Origin of the sequence: Symmachiella dynata, from assembly GCF_007747995.1 — a bacterium.
Classification (GTDB): domain Bacteria; phylum Planctomycetota; class Planctomycetia; order Planctomycetales; family Planctomycetaceae; genus Symmachiella; species Symmachiella dynata.
The window spans coordinates 5,550,272-5,571,164 of record NZ_CP036276.1; the positions used below are offsets into that span (position 1 = coordinate 5,550,272).

General features: G+C 56.1%; 13 protein-coding genes and 1 riboswitch. Of the genes, 11 read left to right on the forward strand and 2 right to left on the reverse strand.

The genetic code is table 11. The annotated features are described in order from the left end of the window. Positions 1–14 precede the first annotated feature (14 nt). The 6 genes from hslV (at position 15) to Mal52_RS20975 (ending at position 7,030) form a co-directional block, all read left to right on the forward strand. A complete protein-coding gene (gene hslV, locus Mal52_RS20950; RefSeq protein ID WP_145378466.1) occupies positions 15–572 on the forward strand; it encodes an ATP-dependent protease subunit HslV in 558 nt (185 codons plus the stop codon). After that, the gene (hslU, locus tag Mal52_RS20955; RefSeq protein ID WP_145378467.1) at positions 560–1,915 is read left to right on the forward strand and encodes an ATP-dependent protease ATPase subunit HslU; all 1,356 of its coding nucleotides are present in this window, start codon (positions 560–562) and stop codon (positions 1,913–1,915) included. The genes hslV and hslU overlap by 13 nt, the downstream gene beginning before the upstream one ends. 71 nt (positions 1,916–1,986) lie before the next feature. Then, entirely contained in the window at positions 1,987–2,982 is a 996-nt protein-coding gene (locus Mal52_RS20960) for a CNNM domain-containing protein (RefSeq protein WP_145378468.1), read from the forward strand. A 127-nt stretch (positions 2,983–3,109) separates the two neighbouring features. After that, a complete protein-coding gene (locus Mal52_RS20965) occupies positions 3,110–4,408 on the forward strand; it encodes a DUF1559 family PulG-like putative transporter (RefSeq protein WP_197534367.1) in 1,299 nt (432 codons plus the stop codon). A 343-nt stretch (positions 4,409–4,751) separates the two neighbouring features. Continuing rightward, positions 4,752–5,693: a sugar nucleotide-binding protein gene (locus Mal52_RS20970; RefSeq protein WP_197534368.1), complete on the forward strand. Its 942-nt coding sequence runs from the start codon at positions 4,752–4,754 to the stop codon at positions 5,691–5,693. Between the two features lie 173 nt (positions 5,694–5,866). Beyond that, positions 5,867–7,030 carry a prenyltransferase/squalene oxidase repeat-containing protein gene (locus Mal52_RS20975; protein ID WP_145378471.1) on the forward strand — a complete coding sequence of 388 codons (1,164 nt, stop codon included), beginning with the start codon at positions 5,867–5,869 and terminating at the stop codon, positions 7,028–7,030. Here the strand turns inward: Mal52_RS20975 and nadD are convergent. Next, entirely contained in the window at positions 7,021–7,620 is a 600-nt protein-coding gene (gene nadD / locus Mal52_RS20980) for a nicotinate-nucleotide adenylyltransferase (RefSeq protein WP_145378472.1), read from the reverse strand. The two genes, Mal52_RS20975 and nadD, sit on opposite strands and share 10 nt — an antisense overlap. Positions 7,621–7,990: 370 nt before the next feature. Between nadD and priA the strand changes: the two genes are divergently transcribed. Together priA and Mal52_RS20990 are read left to right on the forward strand one after the other, a co-directional pair. Then, the gene (gene priA, locus Mal52_RS20985) at positions 7,991–10,273 is read left to right on the forward strand and encodes a replication restart helicase PriA (RefSeq protein ID WP_145378473.1); all 2,283 of its coding nucleotides are present in this window, start codon (positions 7,991–7,993) and stop codon (positions 10,271–10,273) included. A gap of 352 nt (positions 10,274–10,625) precedes the next feature. Next, positions 10,626–11,006, forward strand: a complete 381-nt coding sequence (locus Mal52_RS20990; RefSeq protein ID WP_145378474.1) for an endonuclease domain-containing protein — start codon at positions 10,626–10,628, stop codon at positions 11,004–11,006. A gap of 168 nt (positions 11,007–11,174) precedes the next feature. On the opposite strand, the gene Mal52_RS20995 is transcribed toward Mal52_RS20990, so the two are convergent. Further along, positions 11,175–12,293 (reverse strand): mandelate racemase/muconate lactonizing enzyme family protein, encoded by a 1,119-nt coding sequence (locus tag Mal52_RS20995; RefSeq protein WP_145378475.1) that lies wholly within the window; start codon positions 12,291–12,293, stop codon positions 11,175–11,177. Between the two features lie 409 nt (positions 12,294–12,702). Between Mal52_RS20995 and ftsH the strand changes: the two genes are divergently transcribed. From ftsH to Mal52_RS21010, 3 genes are all read left to right on the forward strand, one after another. Further along, on the forward strand, positions 12,703–14,721 hold the full coding sequence (gene ftsH, locus Mal52_RS21000; RefSeq protein WP_145378476.1) for an ATP-dependent zinc metalloprotease FtsH: 2,019 nt from the start codon (positions 12,703–12,705) through the stop codon (positions 14,719–14,721). 172 nt (positions 14,722–14,893) lie between these two features. Continuing rightward, on the forward strand, positions 14,894–16,243 hold the full coding sequence (locus Mal52_RS21005; RefSeq protein WP_145378477.1) for an aspartate aminotransferase family protein: 1,350 nt from the start codon (positions 14,894–14,896) through the stop codon (positions 16,241–16,243). A 473-nt stretch (positions 16,244–16,716) separates the two neighbouring features. Further along, positions 16,717–16,794: riboswitch (cyclic di-GMP riboswitch) on the forward strand. 49 nt (positions 16,795–16,843) lie between these two features. Then, on the forward strand, positions 16,844–20,770 hold the full coding sequence (locus Mal52_RS21010; RefSeq protein WP_145378478.1) for an Ig-like domain-containing protein: 3,927 nt from the start codon (positions 16,844–16,846) through the stop codon (positions 20,768–20,770). The last annotated feature ends 123 nt before the right edge of the window (positions 20,771–20,893 follow it).

The window sequence follows — 20,893 nt, forward strand, 5'->3', positions numbered from 1 at the left end:
TTGAGACAGTGACGATGCCCCAAAATAAACCCAAATGGCGGTCCACGACGATCCTCAGCGTGCGTCGCGGCAACGACGTGGCTCTAGGCGGAGACGGTCAAGTCACGCTCGGCGATACGATTATGAAAGCGGATACCAAGAAAATCCGCTGGATGTTGGAGAATAAAGTGCTCGTCGGATTCGCCGGTTCCACCGCCGATGCCTTTGCCCTGATGGAGCGTTTCGAGGCAAAAGCCAAGGATTTTCCCGGCAATATCCCTCGGGCAGCCACAGAGTTGGCGCGAGATTGGCGGACCGATCGCATTTTGCGGAAGTTAGAAGCCTTGATGGTCGTCGTCAGCGCCGAACACAGTCTATTGGTCACCGGACAAGGCGATGTGATTCAGCCTAGCGATGGAATCATCGGGATCGGGTCGGGCGGCTCGTACGCAACCGCCGCAGCGCGAGCGCTGATGCGGAATACAGATTTGAAATCAGCGGACATCGTTAAAAAATCATTGGAAGTTGCTGCTGAGATCGACATTTATACAAACACAGAAATTGTGGTGGAGGAATTCCCGTGCGCGAAATGACACCCCGCGAAGTCGTTGCGGAATTGGACGCGCATATTATCGGTCAGGATGCCGCCAAACGGGCGGTGGCGATCGCAATCCGCAATCGTTGGCGCTGGCGACAATTGGACGCTGTCATCCGTAAGGAAGTCACGCCGAAAAACATCATCATGATCGGCCCCACCGGCGTCGGAAAAACCGAAATCACGCGTCGTTTGGCCACATTGACCGGTGCCCCGTTCATCAAGATCGAAGCGACAAAATACACCGAGGTTGGTTATTACGGCCGCGATGTCGAAAGCATGGTCCGCGACTTGGTGGAAGCCTCGATCAAACTCGTGGAAACGAGCAAACGGATCGAGGTGGAAGAGGAAGCAGCGCGGCGCGTCGAAGACCGTCTCGTCGACTTGATGGCCCCGTTGACCCCGGAGTGGGACAGCGCGAGCACCGATGAGGAGAACGCCGACGAGTCCGCCGACCGCCATGCGCGCACGCAGGAAAAGTTCCGCAAAAAACTGCGAGCGGGTGAACTCGAAGAGCGTGTGGTCGAACTGCAGATCGAAACGCGCAATTCACCGGTGCAGATGTTTTCCAACATGGGCATGGAACAGATGGACGTCGATTTTCAGTCGATGTTCGAAAAAATCGTCCCCAAGCAAAGTCAAGAACGAACAGTCAAAGTTAGCGACGCTCGCAAGATCCTCTTAGAGCAAGAGATCGAAAACCTACTCGATAAGGATGCGGTCAACGAAGAAGCGATCGCGCTGGCTGAGGACACCGGGATTATCTTCGTCGACGAAATCGACAAAATTTGCAGCGGCGAAGGGGGAAGCAGCCAAGCCGACGTCAGCCGACAGGGGGTACAACGCGATCTGTTGCCCATCGTCGAAGGGACGAACGTGCAGACCCGTTACGGAACGGTGAATACCTCGCACATATTGTTCATCGCCGCCGGCGCGTTTCATCGCAGCAAGCCCTCGGACCTGATGCCGGAACTCCAAGGCCGCTTTCCGATTCGTGTGGAATTGACCGACCTCACACGGGACGACTTCATTCGCATCCTCACCGAGCCGACCAGTTCGCTGACCAAGCAGTACGAAGCGTTACTAGCGACCGACAACATCAAGCTGCAATTTTCCAAAGACGGCCTGGAGGCGATGGCCGACATCGCCTATCAGGTCAATCAATCAACACAAAACATCGGCGCGCGGCGATTGCATACGATCATGGAACGGCTCCTAGAAGAAATCAGCTTCGAGGCGCCCGACATGAAAAAGACGACGATCAAAATCAACGCCGCCTATGTTCAAGACAAACTCAAAGAAGTCGTCGAAAACGAAGACCTTAGCCGCTTCATTCTATAACGTCTGTTTCTCCAGCTTCCGGCTCGACCGGGGCAAGACATTTATGGTGAACCAATAGAAGGCCGCGATCAATGGACGGTTGGTGGATGTGGGCGACCATCATCGTATTGTTTGCGCTGGGAGTCCGACTGTCCGCATTTTTCAGCGGTTCGGAAATCGGCTTTTATCGTATCAGTCCCTTACGGCTGAGCATCGAGGCGGACTCAGGGGATCGTGTGGCGCAGTGGCTGTTGCATTTCGTGCATCAGCCCGGCTACTTCGTCGCAACGACGCTCGTCGGCAACAACGTGGCCAACTACATCACGACGATTGCCGTCACCTTGGCCACAGCAGCGGTCTTTGGCGCATCGTCGGGTTATTTGGAGATCCTAGGCACGATCTTGGTCACGCCGCTGATCTTTGTGTTTGGGGAATTGATTCCCAAAAATCTCTTCTACGAAGCGCCGCACAGATTACTCAGACAATATCGGCCGTGGTTCATACTGTTTTACTGGCTGTTTTTGCCATTCAGTATTCCACTGGTTTGGTTGTGCAAATTGTTCGAACGGTTCAACCGGCAGGAACAAAATTCGGCGAAAACCACCCTCGGCAGAAAACGGCTGGTGCAGGTGCTGACCGAAGGGCATGAGGAGGGGTTGTTGACGCAGGTGCAAAACGAACTGGTGCAAGGCCTGTTACACAAGGCGCCCCAGCCGGTGACCGCTTCGATGACCAAAGCCGCGCGTGTCCTGGGCGTGCATGAAGACCTGTCGCCTGCGGCCACTCTCGATTTTGCCCGCCAGCATGGTTGTCCGCTGGTGCCGGTTCGCCGCACGAAATCAGGGAGCGACTGGTACGGATATGTCCGCGTCGCCGATATCGGCTTATATGACCGCCCGATTCGCGACATTACGATCCCGCTGCTCAAAGTCGATGCGACGGCCGGAAAACTAGAAGCGATCCTGGCAATGCGTTCCGCCGGACTGGAATACGCAGCGATTTGCAAAAACGACACGGTCCTCGGGTTGGCGACTGAGGGGGATCTTGTCGAAGAATTCTTCATTTCGCAGCAGACAGTTGGCCGCTAGCGGGTTACTATAGTGGAGCGGTCGATTCCGGCCGCAGTTCGCGACGGCACTTTTCCCCACATGGCCTATGCCTGATTCGCAACACAACCCGGATCGCCCCCGGCGTCCCAAGAGCCTTTGGGAAGTTATGTCCCATGGCACCGATGCCGATCCAGCCGGCCCACCCCCGGAACCGGCAGAGGAATCCCCGACCGATCCAAGCACGCCGACCAAGCCGCTCGCCTCGCTGTGGAATCTGATGGGAGTCAAACCTACGGAGATTCACCCCGAGGCAGCCACCAAGGATACGACCGTCACACCGCTGCGTGATCAGGATACCTCGAAATTCGACCACATCGTCGAAGACGCATTACAGTCTGAAATCGAAAACGCACCAGCAGTCAGTCCCACGACGGAATCGGCCCCCCCTGCAAAGCCCAAACGTTGGCGGCCTTCTGCAAACGCCAATGACCTGTTAGGCATCGAGATCCGCAAACCGCAGTCGACCACGTCCGCTGGGCGGATGTCGCGCAAAGCCAAAACCAGCGTCTGGCTGGGCGGCTTGGCGATTGGCTTGTCCGCCTTTGCAGTTTATCCGGGAATGTGGACGAAACTACCGGCATTAACGGCCGGGTTTATCGCTCTGTTCAGCGGATTCCTGGCCGCTGACGAAATCCGTACATCGCGAGGGCGACTGCTGGGGATGAATCAAGCCCTGCTCGGCATGGCGTTGAGCATCACCGGAATGTTCCTCGGCCCATTGCTGGCCTGGGCCATCGGCGATTTGGCCGCTTTCCAATCGCACCAACAAGTTACCGAAACGCGGCTGGAGACTATCGGCACCGCCATCGAAGGTTTCTATGACCGGCAACGGCAATTCCCCGCTGGCGGAAAGTTCTCAGAACAACCCGGCGAAAAAGACCGCCCCATGCACGGTTGGATGACCGCGCTTTTGCCGTACATGAGTTATGAGCAATTACATAGCAAAATCAATCCGTCGCTCCCTTTTGACGATGCCGTCAATGCAACCGCGATGCGCACACAAGTTCCTGAATTTTTGGTCGCCGGAGTTGAGCAAACCACATCGATCAATCAATACGCCGCCGCACACTTCGCCGGGGTGGGTGGAAAAGAAAAAGATGCGAATGGCGATACCGTGCACTTCGGTGTCTTCGATAAAAACTCCACCGTGTTTCACCAGGATGTGAGTGACGGTTTGTCGAATACGTTTCTAGCCGGGCAAATCCCCGGCAATTATCCCGCCTGGGGAGAACCGTCGAATTGGCGGCGGATCTCGCAAGGACTCAATCGAGACCAACGCGGTTTCGGCAGCCCGGGTGGCGGGCCTGTGCTGTTTCTGATGGCCGATGGCAGCGTCCGCAGTCTCGCAGCAGACACCGATCCCCGCGTCCTGCACAGCATGAGCACCCGCGACGGGACGGACTGAAACACTGTTGCTTGCAGTGATCCGCGGCGGATTTCCAGGCCAAGATCCCGGGAAAATCAATCATCCGAGGACGTCGAACCGGACTCTTGGATTTCGTGAAAAACTGGGGTTGGCGAGTTTTGGCGGGCGGCAGTATACTCCGCCATCGTTTTCGGCAGAAATTGCCGGTTGAGAAAATGGCTTACGATGGCTGTCTCCTAATACCACCAAAAAACAGCACGGATTTAGCAACTGTAGTCACGACAGACACAAACTTTGGTTGGCGGAAGAGACAGTGGTCGAGGGGCTTTTGAGAAAGCCGAGCCGGGATTTAGAGATACACGCAAACGCATGGAGGCACCGCGTGCACAAGCTTTTTGTAGCAGGGATTGACAACGTCTTGGGAGCGAATCTGGCGGCGGAACTGGCCGACCGATTTGATGTTTTCGGACTGTCATTAGGCGATCCTATCTCAATTTCCGGGTGCCGCACGGCCCTCTGTGAAATACAAGATGCCGAATCGATCCGGAAATGGATGTCAGTCGAACAGCCTGATTGGCTTGTCGTCTGCGGTCCCGCGGCGAACTCCTCATGGAATTCCGATCACGACGACGACCCCGGCAGTGACGCCATTCACGCCATGCGGCACTGGGCAACCGCTGCCCAAGCAGTTGGCTGTGAATTCACCGTCATCTCCTCCGACGGCGTCTTCCGCGGACCATGGATGTTCCATGACGAACAAGCTGACCATTACTGCGATAGTTCCATCGCCCGCACTATTCGTGCGATCGAAACTGAAGCGACCGACAATTGCGACCGGACTTTGATTGTCCGAACCAATGCCTACGGTTGGTCACCATCGAGCGCAGCCCCCGGTTTTGTGGAATCAATTCTACATGCCATCGAAGAGGGTGATGCCTGCAAACTCGACTGCATTCGCCATGCCACGCCGATTCTGGCCAACGACCTGGCTGAGATTCTCGAACAGGCATTCGAAAAACGGTTGGACGGTTTGTTCCATATTCCCGGTGCCGAACGGACAAACCCGTTTGCCTTTGCCCGGCGATTGGCCGATCAATTCGGACACACCGACGTACACATTGCTGCTGACGACTGGCGAACTCAAGGCGGACGCATGTTTGGCCAAGGTGAAACCTCGCTGCGGAGCACGAGTATCCGCGAAGCATTGGGCGTCGCCCCGCCGATGTTGATCGAAGGCATCCGCCGCTTGCACGCACAATGGGAAAACGGATATTGCGAACGATTTGGCGCCGCGCAAACACTGGTGCACGAAAAAGTCGCCTGATCCCACACCTAATACTGCACACTCAGCCCCCGGTTACGCCGGGGGCTTTTTTTTGGCCTCGCCTGCAAAGGGATGTCGCAACGTGGTTAGCTGAGTTATACTCGGCGAACAGTCGCCGCTGCGTTGCGGCGGACAATGATTAGACATTTCCGATCGAGAGCGAGGGCGGCTCAGTGAAGCGTTCACATGCCCGTCAACCAGCGCGATACGGGCTGGTGTTGAGTTTGCTGATGGCGGTGGCCGCACCTGCCGGCGCGGAGGAACCAGCGACGCCCCTCACGCCCCCTGCTCCAGCCTCGCCACGCGACGTGCTTTCGGCGGCCCAATGGCGCAATGTAGATCGCTCGATCCATCGCGGACTGGATTACTTGGCGGCCCAACAACGCGAAGATGGTTCTTTCGAGGCGCCCCCCACAGGTCAGCCGGGCGTCACGGCGCTGTGCGTGTTGGCGTTTCTGTCCCGCGGACATTTACCCGGCGAGGGCCCGCATGGCGAGCGGATCAATCGCGCGATCGATTTTGTGCTCACCTGCCAGCGCGAGGATGGTATGTTTTCGTTCATCGAACCGGAACCGCATCATGTTCACGATGGCGCTTCGCATGCGGGGAACTACAATCATGCCATTGCCGGTTTGATGTTGGGCGAAGTCTACGGCATGACCAATCCGCAACTGCGCGAACGCACCAAAACGGCCATCCCTGCAGGTTTACAATTTCTCCGCCGCATGCAGAAGAAGGCCAAAGCCAGTCCACTCGATCATGGTGGCTGGCGGTACATTCGTCCCCGGCAAGGCATTGATGCGGATCTTTCGGCCACCTCCTGGCAATTGATGTCTATGCGCTCGGCACGGAACGCTGAATTCCACGTCCCCAAAGAGTGGATCGAAGAGGCGATGGCTTACATCCGTCGCTGCTTTAATAATAATCGCCAGACATTCTCATATACGCCGCATCGCTCCTTCAATCTGATCACCCCAGGAATCGTCGGCGGAGGAATTGTTTCGCTCTCATTGGGAGGAGAGCACAACACCGAAATCGCCCAACTAGCGGGCAAAAGCGTGCTCCGCTATTCCTTTGCGCGGTACAACACCGCCTCGTTTCCCTACCACTACGGAGCCTATTACTGCAGCCAGGCGATGTATCAACTGGGCGGCGATTATTGGACGAAGTTTTATCCGCAGCTCTCAAAACATCTGCTCGCAAATCAACGAGCCGACGGATCGTGGGAACGCGAAAACTTCAACAACGGCGACTATTTCGGCCGCAGTTATACAACGTCGCTCTCGGTGCTGGCGCTGACGCCGGCTTACCAGTTATTGCCGATTTATCAGCGGTAAAGCTGTTGTGCTTCGATATAGCACTCAACCGCGCGGGGGGTCATGTAACGGATGCTCTCTCCCGATGCGGCACGTTTACGAATGTCGGAGGAGGCTAACTCCAGGCCGGGAATCGTCACCAGATGCGTCCGCGTCGCAACCTCCGGGCCCATGAGCGATATCAACTCATCGAGTTGCGGCATCGGTTCGCCACCGCGATTCACGACAGCCAACTGAGCTGCTGCCAGAATCCGCTGCGGATGACGCCAAATCGGAAAATCGCGCAACGAATCGGCCCCGATGATCAGGAATAATTCACGTTGCGAATCCTCTTCGCGAAGTTCTTCCAGCGTCTCGTAGGTATAGCTCGGCCCGCTGCGTGCCAATTCGCGTTCGTCGATCGTGAACGATTCCTGCCCAGCGATCGCCAATCGCAACATCTCCACCCGGTCTTTGCCGGATGAGATTTTCACATCCGTTTTGTGTGGCGGAATCCCCGCCGGCATAAATCGAACTTCGTCCAATTGGCATTGTTCACGACATTGCTCAGCCAAGAGCAGATGCCCGTAGTGTACCGGATCAAACGTCCCACCAAATATCCCCAGCCGCATCGTCAAGGTTTCCTTACTTCTTCCGCTTTGCGTTTCAGATGTTAGAATCTTAGCGGACCACCGCGCCGCGCTAAACCGTAAAACAGCAACGATGCATGGCGGGCCGGGAATTAAATGCCAAATGACCACGCAGAGGGGAAGAGACCGTAGGCTGTAGACCTTAGGCTTTAGGAAAAAGAGGTAATCGTCGCCCCTACTGCCTACTGCCTACTGCCTACTGCCTACTGCCTACTGCCTACTGTCTACTGCCTACTGTCTACTGTCTACTGTCTACTGTCTACTGTCTACTGTCTACTGTCTACTGTCTACTGTCTACTGTCTACTGTCTACTACTCGCCGTGACGATAAACCTTCTCAATCACCACTCACAATGACCCCACCGGCGCAACAACAACTCTTCGATGACGATCCGCTGCCATGGGAATTGGCGGCTGAGGAGGATGTTGAGTGTGCTGAGGTTGTCTTCAATCGGCCGATGGAGCAGGCGTTTTCTTACCTCGTTCCCGAAGCATGGCGGGGCAAACTCCGCGCCGGGCAGCGGGTGCGTTGTCCGTTTGGGCGCGGCAACCGGCCGCTAACCGGTTATTGCGTCGGATTTTCTCGGCCAAAAAATACGGGCAAACTGAAGTCGCTGTTGGAAGTCATCGACCGCGAACCATTGCTCAACCAACATATGTTGGATTTGACCCAGTGGATTGGCGAACGGTACCTGTGCAGTTGGGGCCAAGCACTCAACACCATCATCCCCGCCGGCGTGAAAAACTATGCCGGCACCCGGATGCGCACCTATTTTAGCATCGACGAAGAAGCCTTAGCGCGGGTCGGGGAAACAAATCTCCCCACCAAACAAGCAGCCGTGATCGCCGCCCTCCGCGCCGCCAAGGAACCGTTGCAGTCTAAGGAGATTGAACAGAGCGCGGATTGCGGCAGCGGACCGGTCAATGGCTTAAAGAACAAGGGAATTTTACGAGTCACGCGTCGTCGCGCCGCAACCTCCCCCCCCTCGACCGACGCAGTTGAGCGAGAACAAGATCTCACTCTCAACCCCGAGCAACTCACTGCACTGGAGAAGATCCTCCAGCCGTTGCGCTCACAAAAACACGAAACCCTGCTGCTGCACGGAGTGACCGGTAGCGGAAAAACTGAGGTATATATCCAAGCGATCCGAGAAGTCGTCAGCTATGGCCGACAAGCGATCGTACTCGTGCCGGAAATCAGCCTCACGCCGCAAACCATTCGTCGGTTCGAGAGTCGTTTTGACAGTGTGGCCGTTTTGCATAGCCACCTCACCGATGCGGAGCGTCACCGCCAATGGAAGCTGATTTCATCCGGGAACGTGCAGGTGGTCGTTGGTGCTCGCAGCGCGGTCTTTGCTCCCACGACACATTTAGGTTTGATCGTGATCGACGAGGAACACGAGACCACCTTCAAACAAGAAACCACGCCGCGGTATCATGCCCGCGAAGTCGCCCGCCAACGCGCCAAGATGGCCGGCATCCCGCTGATACTGGGTTCCGCTACGCCGACGCTAGAATCGTACGCCCGCGCGCGACGGGGCATCGATCAACTCATCACACTCAAAAAACGAGTCAGCGACCTGCCGCTCCCGCCAGTCAGCGCTGTGGATGTCCGCAACGACCCCCGGTGTGTCTCCGGCTCCGGCATCGGCCGCGCGATCCAAACCGCCATTCGCGCTGCTGTCGAAGATGGCGGACAAGTCATCCTGTTTCTCAATGTCCGTGGACACTCCCCAGTGCTGTGGTGCAAGGCGTGCGGCGAAGGGATTAAGTGTCCCAATTGCGACATCACGCTCACCTGGCATAAAGACCGCCACTTGGCGATGTGCCACACCTGCGAATTTGCGATCGATCCCCCCAAAACCTGCCCCCGTTGCGGACATGCAGCTGTGCGGTATTTTGGCATCGGGACACAACGCCTGGAGGAAGAAGTTGCCGCGAAATTCCCACGCTACAAATGCCTGCGCATGGATAGCGACACGATGCGCAAACGGGGCAGCTATGAAACCGCTCTCGATGCGTTCCGCAAGGGCGAAGTACAGATTCTGCTCGGTACGCAGATGATCGCCAAGGGACTCGACTTTCCGAATGTCACTTTGGTCGGCGTGATCGATGCCGACACAATTTTGCATCAACCCGACATCCGCGCCGCAGAGCGCACGTTTCAATTGATCGCTCAAGTCGCCGGTCGTGCTGGGCGAAGCAGCAAAGGAGGCCGCGTGCTCGTGCAAACCTCCTCTCCCGACGAACCGGCGATCCAATTTGCCACCGCACACGACTACGTGGGATTCGTGCACGCCGAAATCCAACACCGACGCGAAATGCAGGCCCCCCCGTTTTGGCATTTGGCCCGCGTGATCCTCCGCGGTTTGATTGACGACGAGGTCGTTGAGTTCTCCAACAGTATGGCCACTGTTCTGCGGAAAGCCGCCGAGGAATCAGACCTCCCGGTCCGCCTACTCGGCCCCGCCCCGGCCCCAATCATGAAACTCAACAAGTTCTACCGCCACCACTTCCAATTAGCAGCCGAACAAGCGGAAACGATTCAAAAACTCTGGCGCAGCGTCGCCACCAAATTGCCCAAATCGAGCAACGTGGAATATGTGGTGGATGTCGATCCGTTGAACATGCGTTGAGCCCAGGCGGGTGTGAAAAAGATGGCCTTCAAAACGAAGACTGTTAAAATCAGGGCTGTTCCTGATTTGGTCTACCTCTCTCGAATGGAGAGAGCTAGATTAAAAGCGAGTGGAGGATCGTCGAATGTGGCTTGCCCCTCACCCCGGCCCTCTCCCAGAGGGAGAGGGAGTAAAAGCAATCACCACTCCGCCTGCACAAAAAACAGCCACAAACCACTCCCCCCTCTCCCTCTGGGAGAGGGGCCGGGGGTGAGGGTTTTCGCAAACCAAAACGCAAAACCAACCCCAACCGCCAAGCCAACAAGGTCACTACCCAGTAACACCACCCAACATCAAACCCCAAAAAAGGCTCATGGCTGATCGAATCCCTCCCCCGGACACCCACACCAGAGCAAAGCAACTCCGCCAACAAATGACGGTCCCTGAAAGGAAACTATGGTCCGTACTGCGCAGCCAACGCTTGGCGGGCCTCAAGTTTCGCCGCCAACATCCGATTGAACCGTACATCGTTGACTTCTACTGTGACGCGGCGAGGCTTGTGGTCGAGGTCCATGGTGAAAGCCATGCGGTGACGGGTGACTACGATATCAAACGCCAACGCATCATTGAGAATCGAGGATACACCTTTTTACGCGTTTCGAATGACGAGGTGCTAGAGGATCTGGAAGCAGTCGCTCTGGGGATTGCGCGGGCAGCGGGGGTTGATCTGCAGAAGTGGTTGTCGGGGGGATGAGTGGAGGAACGCCCAATGTGGCTTGCCCCTCACCCCGGCCCTCTCCCAGAGGGAGAGGGAGTAAAAAAACATTCCCCATCGCAAAACACAGCCACAAACCACTCCCCCCTCTCCCCCTGGGAGAGGGGCCGGGGGTGAGGGTTTTCGCACAACACATCGCCCCCCCCATCACACCGACTCATCAACCAAATGCGCCGCCACGAATTCTTCATTCAAAGTGACCCCCAATCCCGGCCGGTCGGAGACTTCGATGCTGCCATGGCTCGCTTGAATTCGTTCGTGCGTCAGTTCATGCCGCATGGGGACATCCTCAACGCAGTCTTCGAACAAGAAGGCATCGCGGCAGGTGCAGAGCCATTGCACGCTGGCGGCGACTGTGATCGGGCTGGTGTAGGAATGATTGCAGGGACGTGCGCCGATCTCCTCCACGCGGGCTTTGATGTAGGCCGCATCCGTAAATCCATTGCGGGACAAATCGACTTGATAGACATCCAATGCCCGGCGATCCAACAGCGGACGAAATGCTTCGCGACCGCACTCCCCTTCTCCGGATGCAATTGCTACCGGCGAGCGGTCGCGTAGCCAGACATAGCCATCGATATTGTCCTCCCGCAACGGTTCTTCCAGCCACTCGATGTCGAACTCCGCAAAAGCGGTCGCCCGCCGTAAAGCGGTCCGCGTATCCCAGACGCACCCGGCGTCGATCAACAGCGTGTTCTCGCCAATCCCCTCTCGCGCGCCGCGGACGAGTTCGATATCCAGCGCTTCGCTTTGACCCATCGGCTCCCAACCGAATTTGACCGCTGTATACCCGGCGGCAATCCACCGTTGGCCAATCTCAGCTGTTTCCTGACCGTCGCGGCCAAACAGAATCGACGCATACGCGCGAATCGAGTCGTGCTGCTTGCCCCCCAAGAGCCGGTGAATTGGTTCGCCAAAATGCTTGCCTTTGAGGTCCCACAGCGCCATGTCGACCGCCGCCATGGCCGATATTGTGACCGAAGTCCGTCCAAAATACATCGTGGCCCGGTACATCCTTTGCCACAACCGCTCGGTTTCCAGCGGATTCTCACCCAACAAGACTTCGCGCAATCCACAGGCAATGTTGTGGCTGAATGGGGCGTCGATAATGGCTTTGACGACCTCCGGCGAGGAATCGGCTTCCCCGATGCCTTCCAATCCCGAATCCGTGCGAATTCGCACCAGGACAACGTCTTGGCAACTAGCAGTTTTGGATTCGACTGACGCGGACCGCAAAACTTGACAGATGACATTGGTGATTTTCATAGAAGATTCCGATAGGGAGTGGAGAGCCGACGGTTTTTTGCTGGGCGAAGACTACAATCACCGTACCAGGGTGACCAGCATGCCGATTTTGCATAAATCGCCGAGTTTGTCGATGATTGCCGTCACGAATCTCAATTGCAGTTTGAAAGGCCGCAGGGAGCGGTCGCAGCGTGAGTTGACCTGTGATTCGTCACGACATAAAGTTCAGGAACGTTCCTCCCGACCGTGGCGCCAAGAATGCCTACAATGAGTATGGAATTCATTGTCCAACGACCAGGAACCGCATGAAACGATCAGCGATGACTTTCGGGTCGCATGACAGTAGCGATATTCACCGTAGCCGACCTGCATCGCTGCAAAAATCATTTAAGACGATACGGCAAATACTAACAGCCAAAATCGAGATCTCATGACTGATAAACCGACGAAATCGCCGGATAAACGCGGACCAAGCCGCCCCGAACGCCCTCAATCCAGCAACTTGCATTGGTACATTCTGGGCTTCATCGTCGTGATTCTGCTGATGGTTACGATCGTCGAGCGGAATAATAGTAGCCAGGAAATGGACTACAGTGCATTTCTGACCGCGATCAATAAAGGCGAGGATCAAAAAGATCGCCTGGATGCCACGAACATCCACAATCTGACGATCGGTAAAGAATTCATCCGCTTTCAAGATCGCCCTGATCCCAAAGACGGAAAGCCCCCGATTCCGAAAAAGTTTTACATCCCCATCAACGCGCAGTCGGACATGGCCAGCGACCGTTTAGAGAAGCTGCTGGAATCCAAGGGGATTCCCTTTGCATATGAGCCTCCGCCATCGGAATGGAAGGGGATGTTCATGCTCTTCCTCCCCTTGATTATCCTGTTCCTGTTGCTGATGTTCTTCTTCCGCCGCATGGGGGGCGCCGGAACGGCAATGTCGTTTGGTCGCAGCCGCGGGCGGTTCTATGCGCAGGAAGATCTTGAAGTCACGTTTGAAGATGCCGCTGGAATTGATGAAGCGGCGGATGAACTCCGCGAAGTGGTCGAGTTTTTAAGGAACCCCGCCAAATACCAAGCCTTGGGCGGACGGATTCCCCGCGGAGTTTTGCTGGTCGGTCCTCCAGGAACAGGAAAGACCTTGCTGGCCAAAGCCGTGGCGGGCGAAGCCGGTGTGCCGTTCTTTAGTTTGTCCGGCTCCGATTTCGTCGAGATGTTTGTTGGTGTGGGGGCTTCGCGGGTGCGGGATATGTTCGCGCAAGCGGTCGCCAAGTCGCCATCGATCATCTTCATCGACGAACTCGATGCGTTGGGCAAAGTCCGCGGCAGTGGTGCTCCCGGCGGACACGATGAACGCGAGCAGACACTCAACGCACTGTTGGTTGAGATGGACGGTTTTCACTCCGACCAAAGCGTGATTGTGATGGCCGCCACAAACATGCCCGAAACACTGGACCCCGCATTAATGCGGCCCGGACGCTTCGACCGCCACGTTCTAGTCGATCGCCCCGACTTCAAGGGCCGCGAAGCAATCCTCAAAGTGCACATCGTGAAAATCAAAGTCGGCGACGATGTCGATTTGGAACGAGTCGCCCGCATGACACCGGGATTCGTCGGGGCGGACTTGGCCAACCTCGTCAACGAGGCCGCCCTATTGGCTGCTCGCAAAAACAAAACCTCCGTCGGCATGGCCGAGTTCGAAGAGGGCATCGAACGCGTGATCGCCGGTTTGGAAAAACAAACGCGGATCATCACCCCGGAAGAAAAACAACGGGTCGCCTACCACGAATGCGGTCACGCACTCGTCGCCTGTTGCTTGCCGCATACTGATCCGGTACACAAGATTTCCATCATCCCCCGCGGCATGTCGGCACTGGGATACACGCTGCAGCATCCGGATGAAGAGCGGCATTTGGTCACGCAGTCCGAATTGTTCAACCGGATTTGCGTGTTCCTCGGCGGGATCGCCACCGAAGAAACGATCTTCCAAGAAACGTCAACCGGCGCTCAAAACGATCTGGAACGTGCCACCGATCTGGCCCGACGGATGGTCACCGAATTCGGGATGAGTCCCAAATTGGGGCGCGTGAATTATCACGTGAGCAACCGCTCCCCGTTCCTGGCTTCGGGATTTGGAGCCTCGACTGAGCGTGCCCATAGTGAGGAGACGATTCGCGAAATTGATTTGGAAATCAAACGCATCGTCGATGAGGCCAATCGGACGGCGCATGATATCATCAAAGAACGCCGCGAAGTCTTGGAACACATGACGCGCGAGCTGCTCGAAAATGAAATCATGAACACCGATCAACTGCAGGCCATTCTGGATGAACACAAAATCGGCCCGCAAATCAAACCAGGGACCCATGCCCGCAACCCCGTCCCCCAGGCCACCGACTCGGAACAGGACAACGACCTGCCGTCTCAACCCGCCGAAGGGGGATGATAGCAGAGACGGACGTCGCATTCGGTACAATTCGTTTCAAAACCCTCTGACGCGTCTCACTGACACTGCACTGAACGTATCGAGAACAAGCGCAACCGGGTTTTAAAACAGGTTCTAGCACTTGCCCTGCCTGCTTGTCGCTCAAAAACGGGTATAGAAATAAGGAATCTCGATGTCCGCCATCGACAAAACGGTTTGCCGTGTCCCCCGTTCCATGGAGCTTTACGCCCGCGCCGAGCAACTGATCCCCGGTGCCACGCAGTTGATCAGCCGGAGGCCATCACGGGCCGCCATGGGCGTTTCGCCCGCGTTTGCGACTCACGCCAAAGGGGCCAGATTTTGGGATGTCGATGGGCACGAATACATCGATTGGGTCAGCGGGATCGGCGCCATCATCCTTGGCTACTGCGATCCGGTTGTCGACGCGGCTGTCTGCAAACAAATTGAATCCGGCTTGAACTACTCGATCAACCATGAATTGGAAATCGAACTGGCCGAAGAACTAGTCGCCACGATTCCTTGTGCCGAGATGGTCCGTTATGCCAAAGGGGGTGGCGATGCGTGTGCCATCGCCGTTCGCATCGCGCGGGGGGCTACCGGGCGGGAAAAGATCCTGTTTTGTGGATATCACGGTTGGCACGATTGGTATCTAGCGGCCAATCTTTCGGCCGATGCCACATTGGATGCACATCTGTTTCCCGGCATCGAACCAATTGGTGTGCCCCAATCACTGGCCGGAACCGCCATCCCCTTTGAATATGGCAACGCCGAGTCGTTGCAATCGCTCCTGGAGAAACACGCCGGGGAGGTTGCTGCAGTGATTATGGAGCCACTTCGCAGCGAGGAACCACCGGACGGTTATTTGCAACAAGTCCGTTCGCTCACCCAGCAACACGATACCGTATTGATCTTCGACGAGGTCTCCACAGGTTTTCGTTTAAGCGCCGGCGGTGTGCAACCGTATCTAGGCATCGAACCCGACATGGCCGTTTTTGCCAAATCGATTTCCAACGGTTACCCGATGGGAGCTGTCGTTGGCAGCCGCGCCGTGATGGAACCGGCAGCACAAATGTTCATTTCCAGCACCTACTGGAGCGACCTGATTGGCATTCGTGCTGCTCTGACCACCTTGCGAGAGATCCGCCGTCGGGGCGTCCCCGAGTACCTACAGAATCTCGGCCGTACGATTATCTCGCGAATGAACGAAGTCGCTGACGAGACCGGTTTGCCTGTCCGTTGCGGCGGGATTTCGGTCCATCCCTATCTGCAGTTCGACGTCGACGATCCCACGATCGCTCGGCAACTCTCCACGCTCTATGTGCAGGAAATGGCCAAACGGGGCTGCCACGGGTTCCCTTCTTTTTATCTCAATGCCGCTCAAGGGACCCCGGAACTCGACCAAACCACGGCGGCCGCCCGCGAAACGTTTGCGCTCCTCAAACAGGGGCTCGATGCGGGCCAGCTCGACGGACTCCTCGAAGCCGATCTGACGCAGGACGTCTTTCGCCGCATCGTCCGCTGACGGTTCGTCCAACATGAATATCCCGCCCAGCAGTGACTGAAGGTCATCACGACCGACCTGTCACCGACGCTTTGCTGCGGTCGATGGTATCGATTGCCACGCCTACGGGTGTCATGTCCGCTATTTGCAACATTGCTTGTCATGTTGCCCGCACGCATCACCGTTGTTCGCGAACCACCGCACCGCGTTGCTTAAACACATCGTGGTCTTGCATCCCGTGTTGCCTTGCATCAGCGCTGCTTGAGGTAGGTTGCACGCGCGACAAGTCTTACCGCAAAAGCAGCCAGCGCAGGCAGCTTCTCTTTGACACGCCGCGGTTTGTGACACAAGTTTTTAATGGCGGTTCGCTTTCTCGAATGCCATTCGAAACAGAGTTGGTCGAACATTAATCGGCATCCTTCTGGCGGTGGCTTCGAGGATTGCAGACCGTTGATACCACAGATTTGCCGCGGGCTGCTGCATTCGTCCAGAGCCTTCGACAAAGGCAAACTCGTCGCGAGACGAGGACGCAAAGCCATGGGTCTCGTTCGAGAGATTGCCAGGCTACCGAAGAGGTCAATTCATTTCTGAATAGCGTTTTACGTTTCTGGGATTGCAGCCATGCTGTTTCGAGATCGTTCGAAATCAAATACGAAACTTGCCGCCGAAGCCTCTTCACTTCTCGCGCGGCTCGTCGGTCACGCCATCCCCAGAACTCCGCGCCGCCTCCCCACGCTCAACAAGCTTCGACTGGGTTTTCAAACTTTGGAACCCCGTCTCGTCATGTCCAGCAGCCTCGATCTGAATGGCGGCATGCACACCGATGATGATGCAACGGACCATTCCGCTGGATGCGGCTGTGGTTGCTGCGCCGGTGGCCATCTGCATGGACTCGACCCCATCGAAACGACCACAACCCCCGACGAATCAGGGGATGGTGAACAATATCCCTTGGCCAGTTTGCCGTTGCTCTCCAGCAACCCCACGGCTTCGGTGAAATTGTATTTGGATTTTGATGGACATTTTGAATCGCAATGGGGCGCTTACAGCAACATCACTTCGCCGGCATTCAGCATTGATGGCGATTACAGCAGCTTTAGCACGGCTGAAATCGATGCGATTACCGAAATCTGGCAGCGTGTCTCTGAAGACTATGCGCCGTTTAACATTGATGTCACCACCGTCGAACCTGACAGCTTCGCCAACGGCGAAGCAATGCGTGTGGTAATCGGCGGCAATAGCAGTTGGTATGGCGGGACCGTTGGCGGATTGGGTTACATCAACTCCTTTACCGATTCGATCGTGAACACCGTCTATGTCTTTCCGGACCACCTTGCCAAAAACGCCCGGTACATCGGCGAAGCGGCTTCCCACGAAGCGGGGCATGGTTTTGGACTCAGGCATCAAAGTGCGTACAACGGCAGTGGCACGAAAACCCATGAATACAATCCCGGCGGCAATGGCTGGGCGCCGATCATGGGGTCGTCGTACTACCAAACCCGCAGCACGTGGAGCGACGGCACGACGTACTCGGCCAATGCTTATCAAGACGACATGGCAGTCATCGCCCGCGCCGCCAACGGGTTTGGCTACCGCACGGACGACCATGGCGGGTTGGACTCCGCAACGACGCTTTCCTTCACCGGCAATACTGCGTCGTCCTCGGGTATCGTCGAGAAAATGAGCGATCAAGATGCTTTCTCCTTCACAGCAGCCGCGGGGCAATTGACCCTGGAATTGAACGTCGCTGAAGTGGGAGCCAACCTCGATAGTGTTCTCGAATTGCGAACCCAGGCGGGAGACCTAATTGCAACCGCTGACCCGTCCAATGATTTTGGCGCAACCATCTCGACGACTGTCGACGGTGGGAATTACGTGTTGGTCGTGCGCAGCACCGGCGAATACGGCTCGGTGGGACAATACACCATCTCCGCCACACGTGCCGAACAGACCACCGAGATTGCCATCTCTGGGGAATCGTCCGTCATCGAAGACGAGACCTTTACCCTACAGCTTGAAGAAGTTGTTGAAGGCGCATCACCGATTCAAAGCTGGACAATCAACTGGGGCGACGGAACGATTCAGGTCGTGGCTGGGAACTCTGATTCTGTCACACACGCTTATACCACCGGTACAGGCCAGTTCACGATTCAAGTGACGGCGACCGATGGCGAAGAGACGTTCGAGGCCGACAACCACGTTGTCAATGTCATCGATCCTGTTCCAGTGCTAGCGACATCGGGAGCGACCTACGTCGTCGAAGGAAACTCCTTCCAACTGGGACTTTCGGCCGCGGGTGATGGGGCAGACTCCATCACACACTGGACCATCAATTGGGGCGACGGCACGGTCCAAGTGGTTTCCGGAAACCCGAACAGCGTATCCCACGTTTACACCGACGGCACGACGGTCGTGATGATTCAAGCCTCTGCGACGAATTCCTATGGGACCTATGCCGCTGCTTCTAAAAGTATCACCGTTCAGAATGCAGCCGCCACGCTGGAGATTTCAGGAAGCAACACCACGCAAGGCGGCAGCACATACACACTTGGTCTGTTCTCGACAGATTCCGGGAATGACACAATCTCGCATTGGACCATCAACTGGGGGGACGGCACGATCGAGCAGATCAACGGCGACCCCTCGACAGCCACTCACTCCTATGCCAACAGCGACGGACAATTCACGATTTCAGCCACAGCGACGGACGAGGACGGGACCTATTCGGCCAATAACTTGATCGTCGAGGTCGTCGAAGAGACCAATCCCCCATTGAATTTCAATAGTTACAGCGTCAATAGTTATAGCCAAGGGCAAGACATTGCAGGGAACGCATCAGTCGGCGACGGCGGCTCGACGTTGCAATTGACAGGTAATGTTTGGAAACGCATTAACTACGACTATACGATCACCGTTGACACCGTACTGGAATTGGAATTCAGTAGTCTCAGGGCATCGGAGATTTCAGCAATTGGTTTTGACACGGACCTGCACCACGACCAACACCGCGCGTTTCAACTCGCCGGGACCGACTCATGGGGATTGCAGGATTTTCGCGTTCCCAACACCAACGACTCCGAAATGGTACGGATCGTCATTCCCATCGGCCAGTTTTATACCGGAGACGTTCGATACCTCTTCTTCATTAATGACGAGGACGTTTCCAATCCGAATTCGGTCAGCACCTTTTCTAACGTGCGGGTCTATGAGTCGATGAGGGCTCACGATGACGTGTTTGCGGCCGACGAGGCGGATGGTTCCGTCACTCTCGACGTCCTCGCCAACGACAGCAAAACCACCGGAGTCTCAGACCCCTTAGAAATTATCTCTGTCAGCCAAGGCTCGGCAGGCGGGACCATCGTCATCGCCAATGGCGGGACGAATCTCCTCTATACTCCGGCCGCGGGATTTTACGGCACGGAGACGTTTACCTACACCATGACCGACGGAATGCCCAACAGTGAGTCTACGGGGAAAGTGACTGTCGTGGTTGAGGCAGCCACTTCGCTCAGTGGCGAGGGTGAAGCTACCGTCGGCGAAAATTACGTGTTACGACTCGACACCCGCGATGGATTGGCCGTGTCCAATTGGACGGTCGATTGGGGTGACGGCACGGTTCAGAATATCGCTGGCAATCCCACATATCTGACGCACACTTACCAGAACAGCGGCCGGCAACATACGATCACAGCAACGGCGGCAAACGGCGGCACGCAATATGGCTCGGTGTCACACAGCGTCGATGTCGAAGTCGTAGAAGTCAACTTCGACCAACGCCCCATTCGTTCGTACGCTGGGAATCAAGACGCCAAGGGCGATGCTTCGGTAGAAAAAGACGGAAACGCAGTCCGCCTGGACGGAAACGTCTGGAAACGTATCAGCATGCCGATGACGATCACCAGCGAAACGGTGTTGGAATTCGACTTGCGGATCCTGCGTGAAGGAGAAATTCACGGCATCGGATTTGACAACGATTGGTACCACAGCTCTGCACGTACGTTCCAGCTACGTGGAACCGATACCTGGGGACGACAAGATTTTCGCACGTCCTCGAACACCAATGGCACCGTGCACTACGTCATCCCCATCGGGGAATTCTACCAGGGATACGTGAAGTATCTGTTCTTCGTCAATGATGAAGATGTTTCCAGACCCCGCTCAGAAGTCGTCTTTTCCAACATCCGCGTTTACGAACATGGGCCTGCACCGCAGGAACCTGCCGAGAGCGCCGCGCCGGGAGCGAGCCCGCAACTGGTCGCTGCCGATCCTCTTATTCCCCCGTCAAACGGTCTCGCTGCAATCCTCGCGGAAGTCGACGAGCAATTGATGCAGGTAGAAAACTATGGCCAAGCGACTGCTGCGGAATTCACAAAACCTGTCTCAGTCTCCACGCTAACTCATTCAATGAATCAGCAGTCATTTTCGACGTTCGAATCATGGCCCGTATCACAGAGTTCTCTCGGTAGCTCTTTGCTCTCATCTTCCATCGCGGATGAGCTGGCAGCGAACGAACTATTTTTCGCTCTATACGATGGGATGCTGGATTGAGGCGACAGCCCGATTGAAATCAAGCACCAGCACGGACCAGTTCAATTGCTCTGACCAATTCATCAAAGACGAAAAAAGGCCACCCGGTCGAATGCTCGGGTGGCCTTTTTCAATTTTTATGTC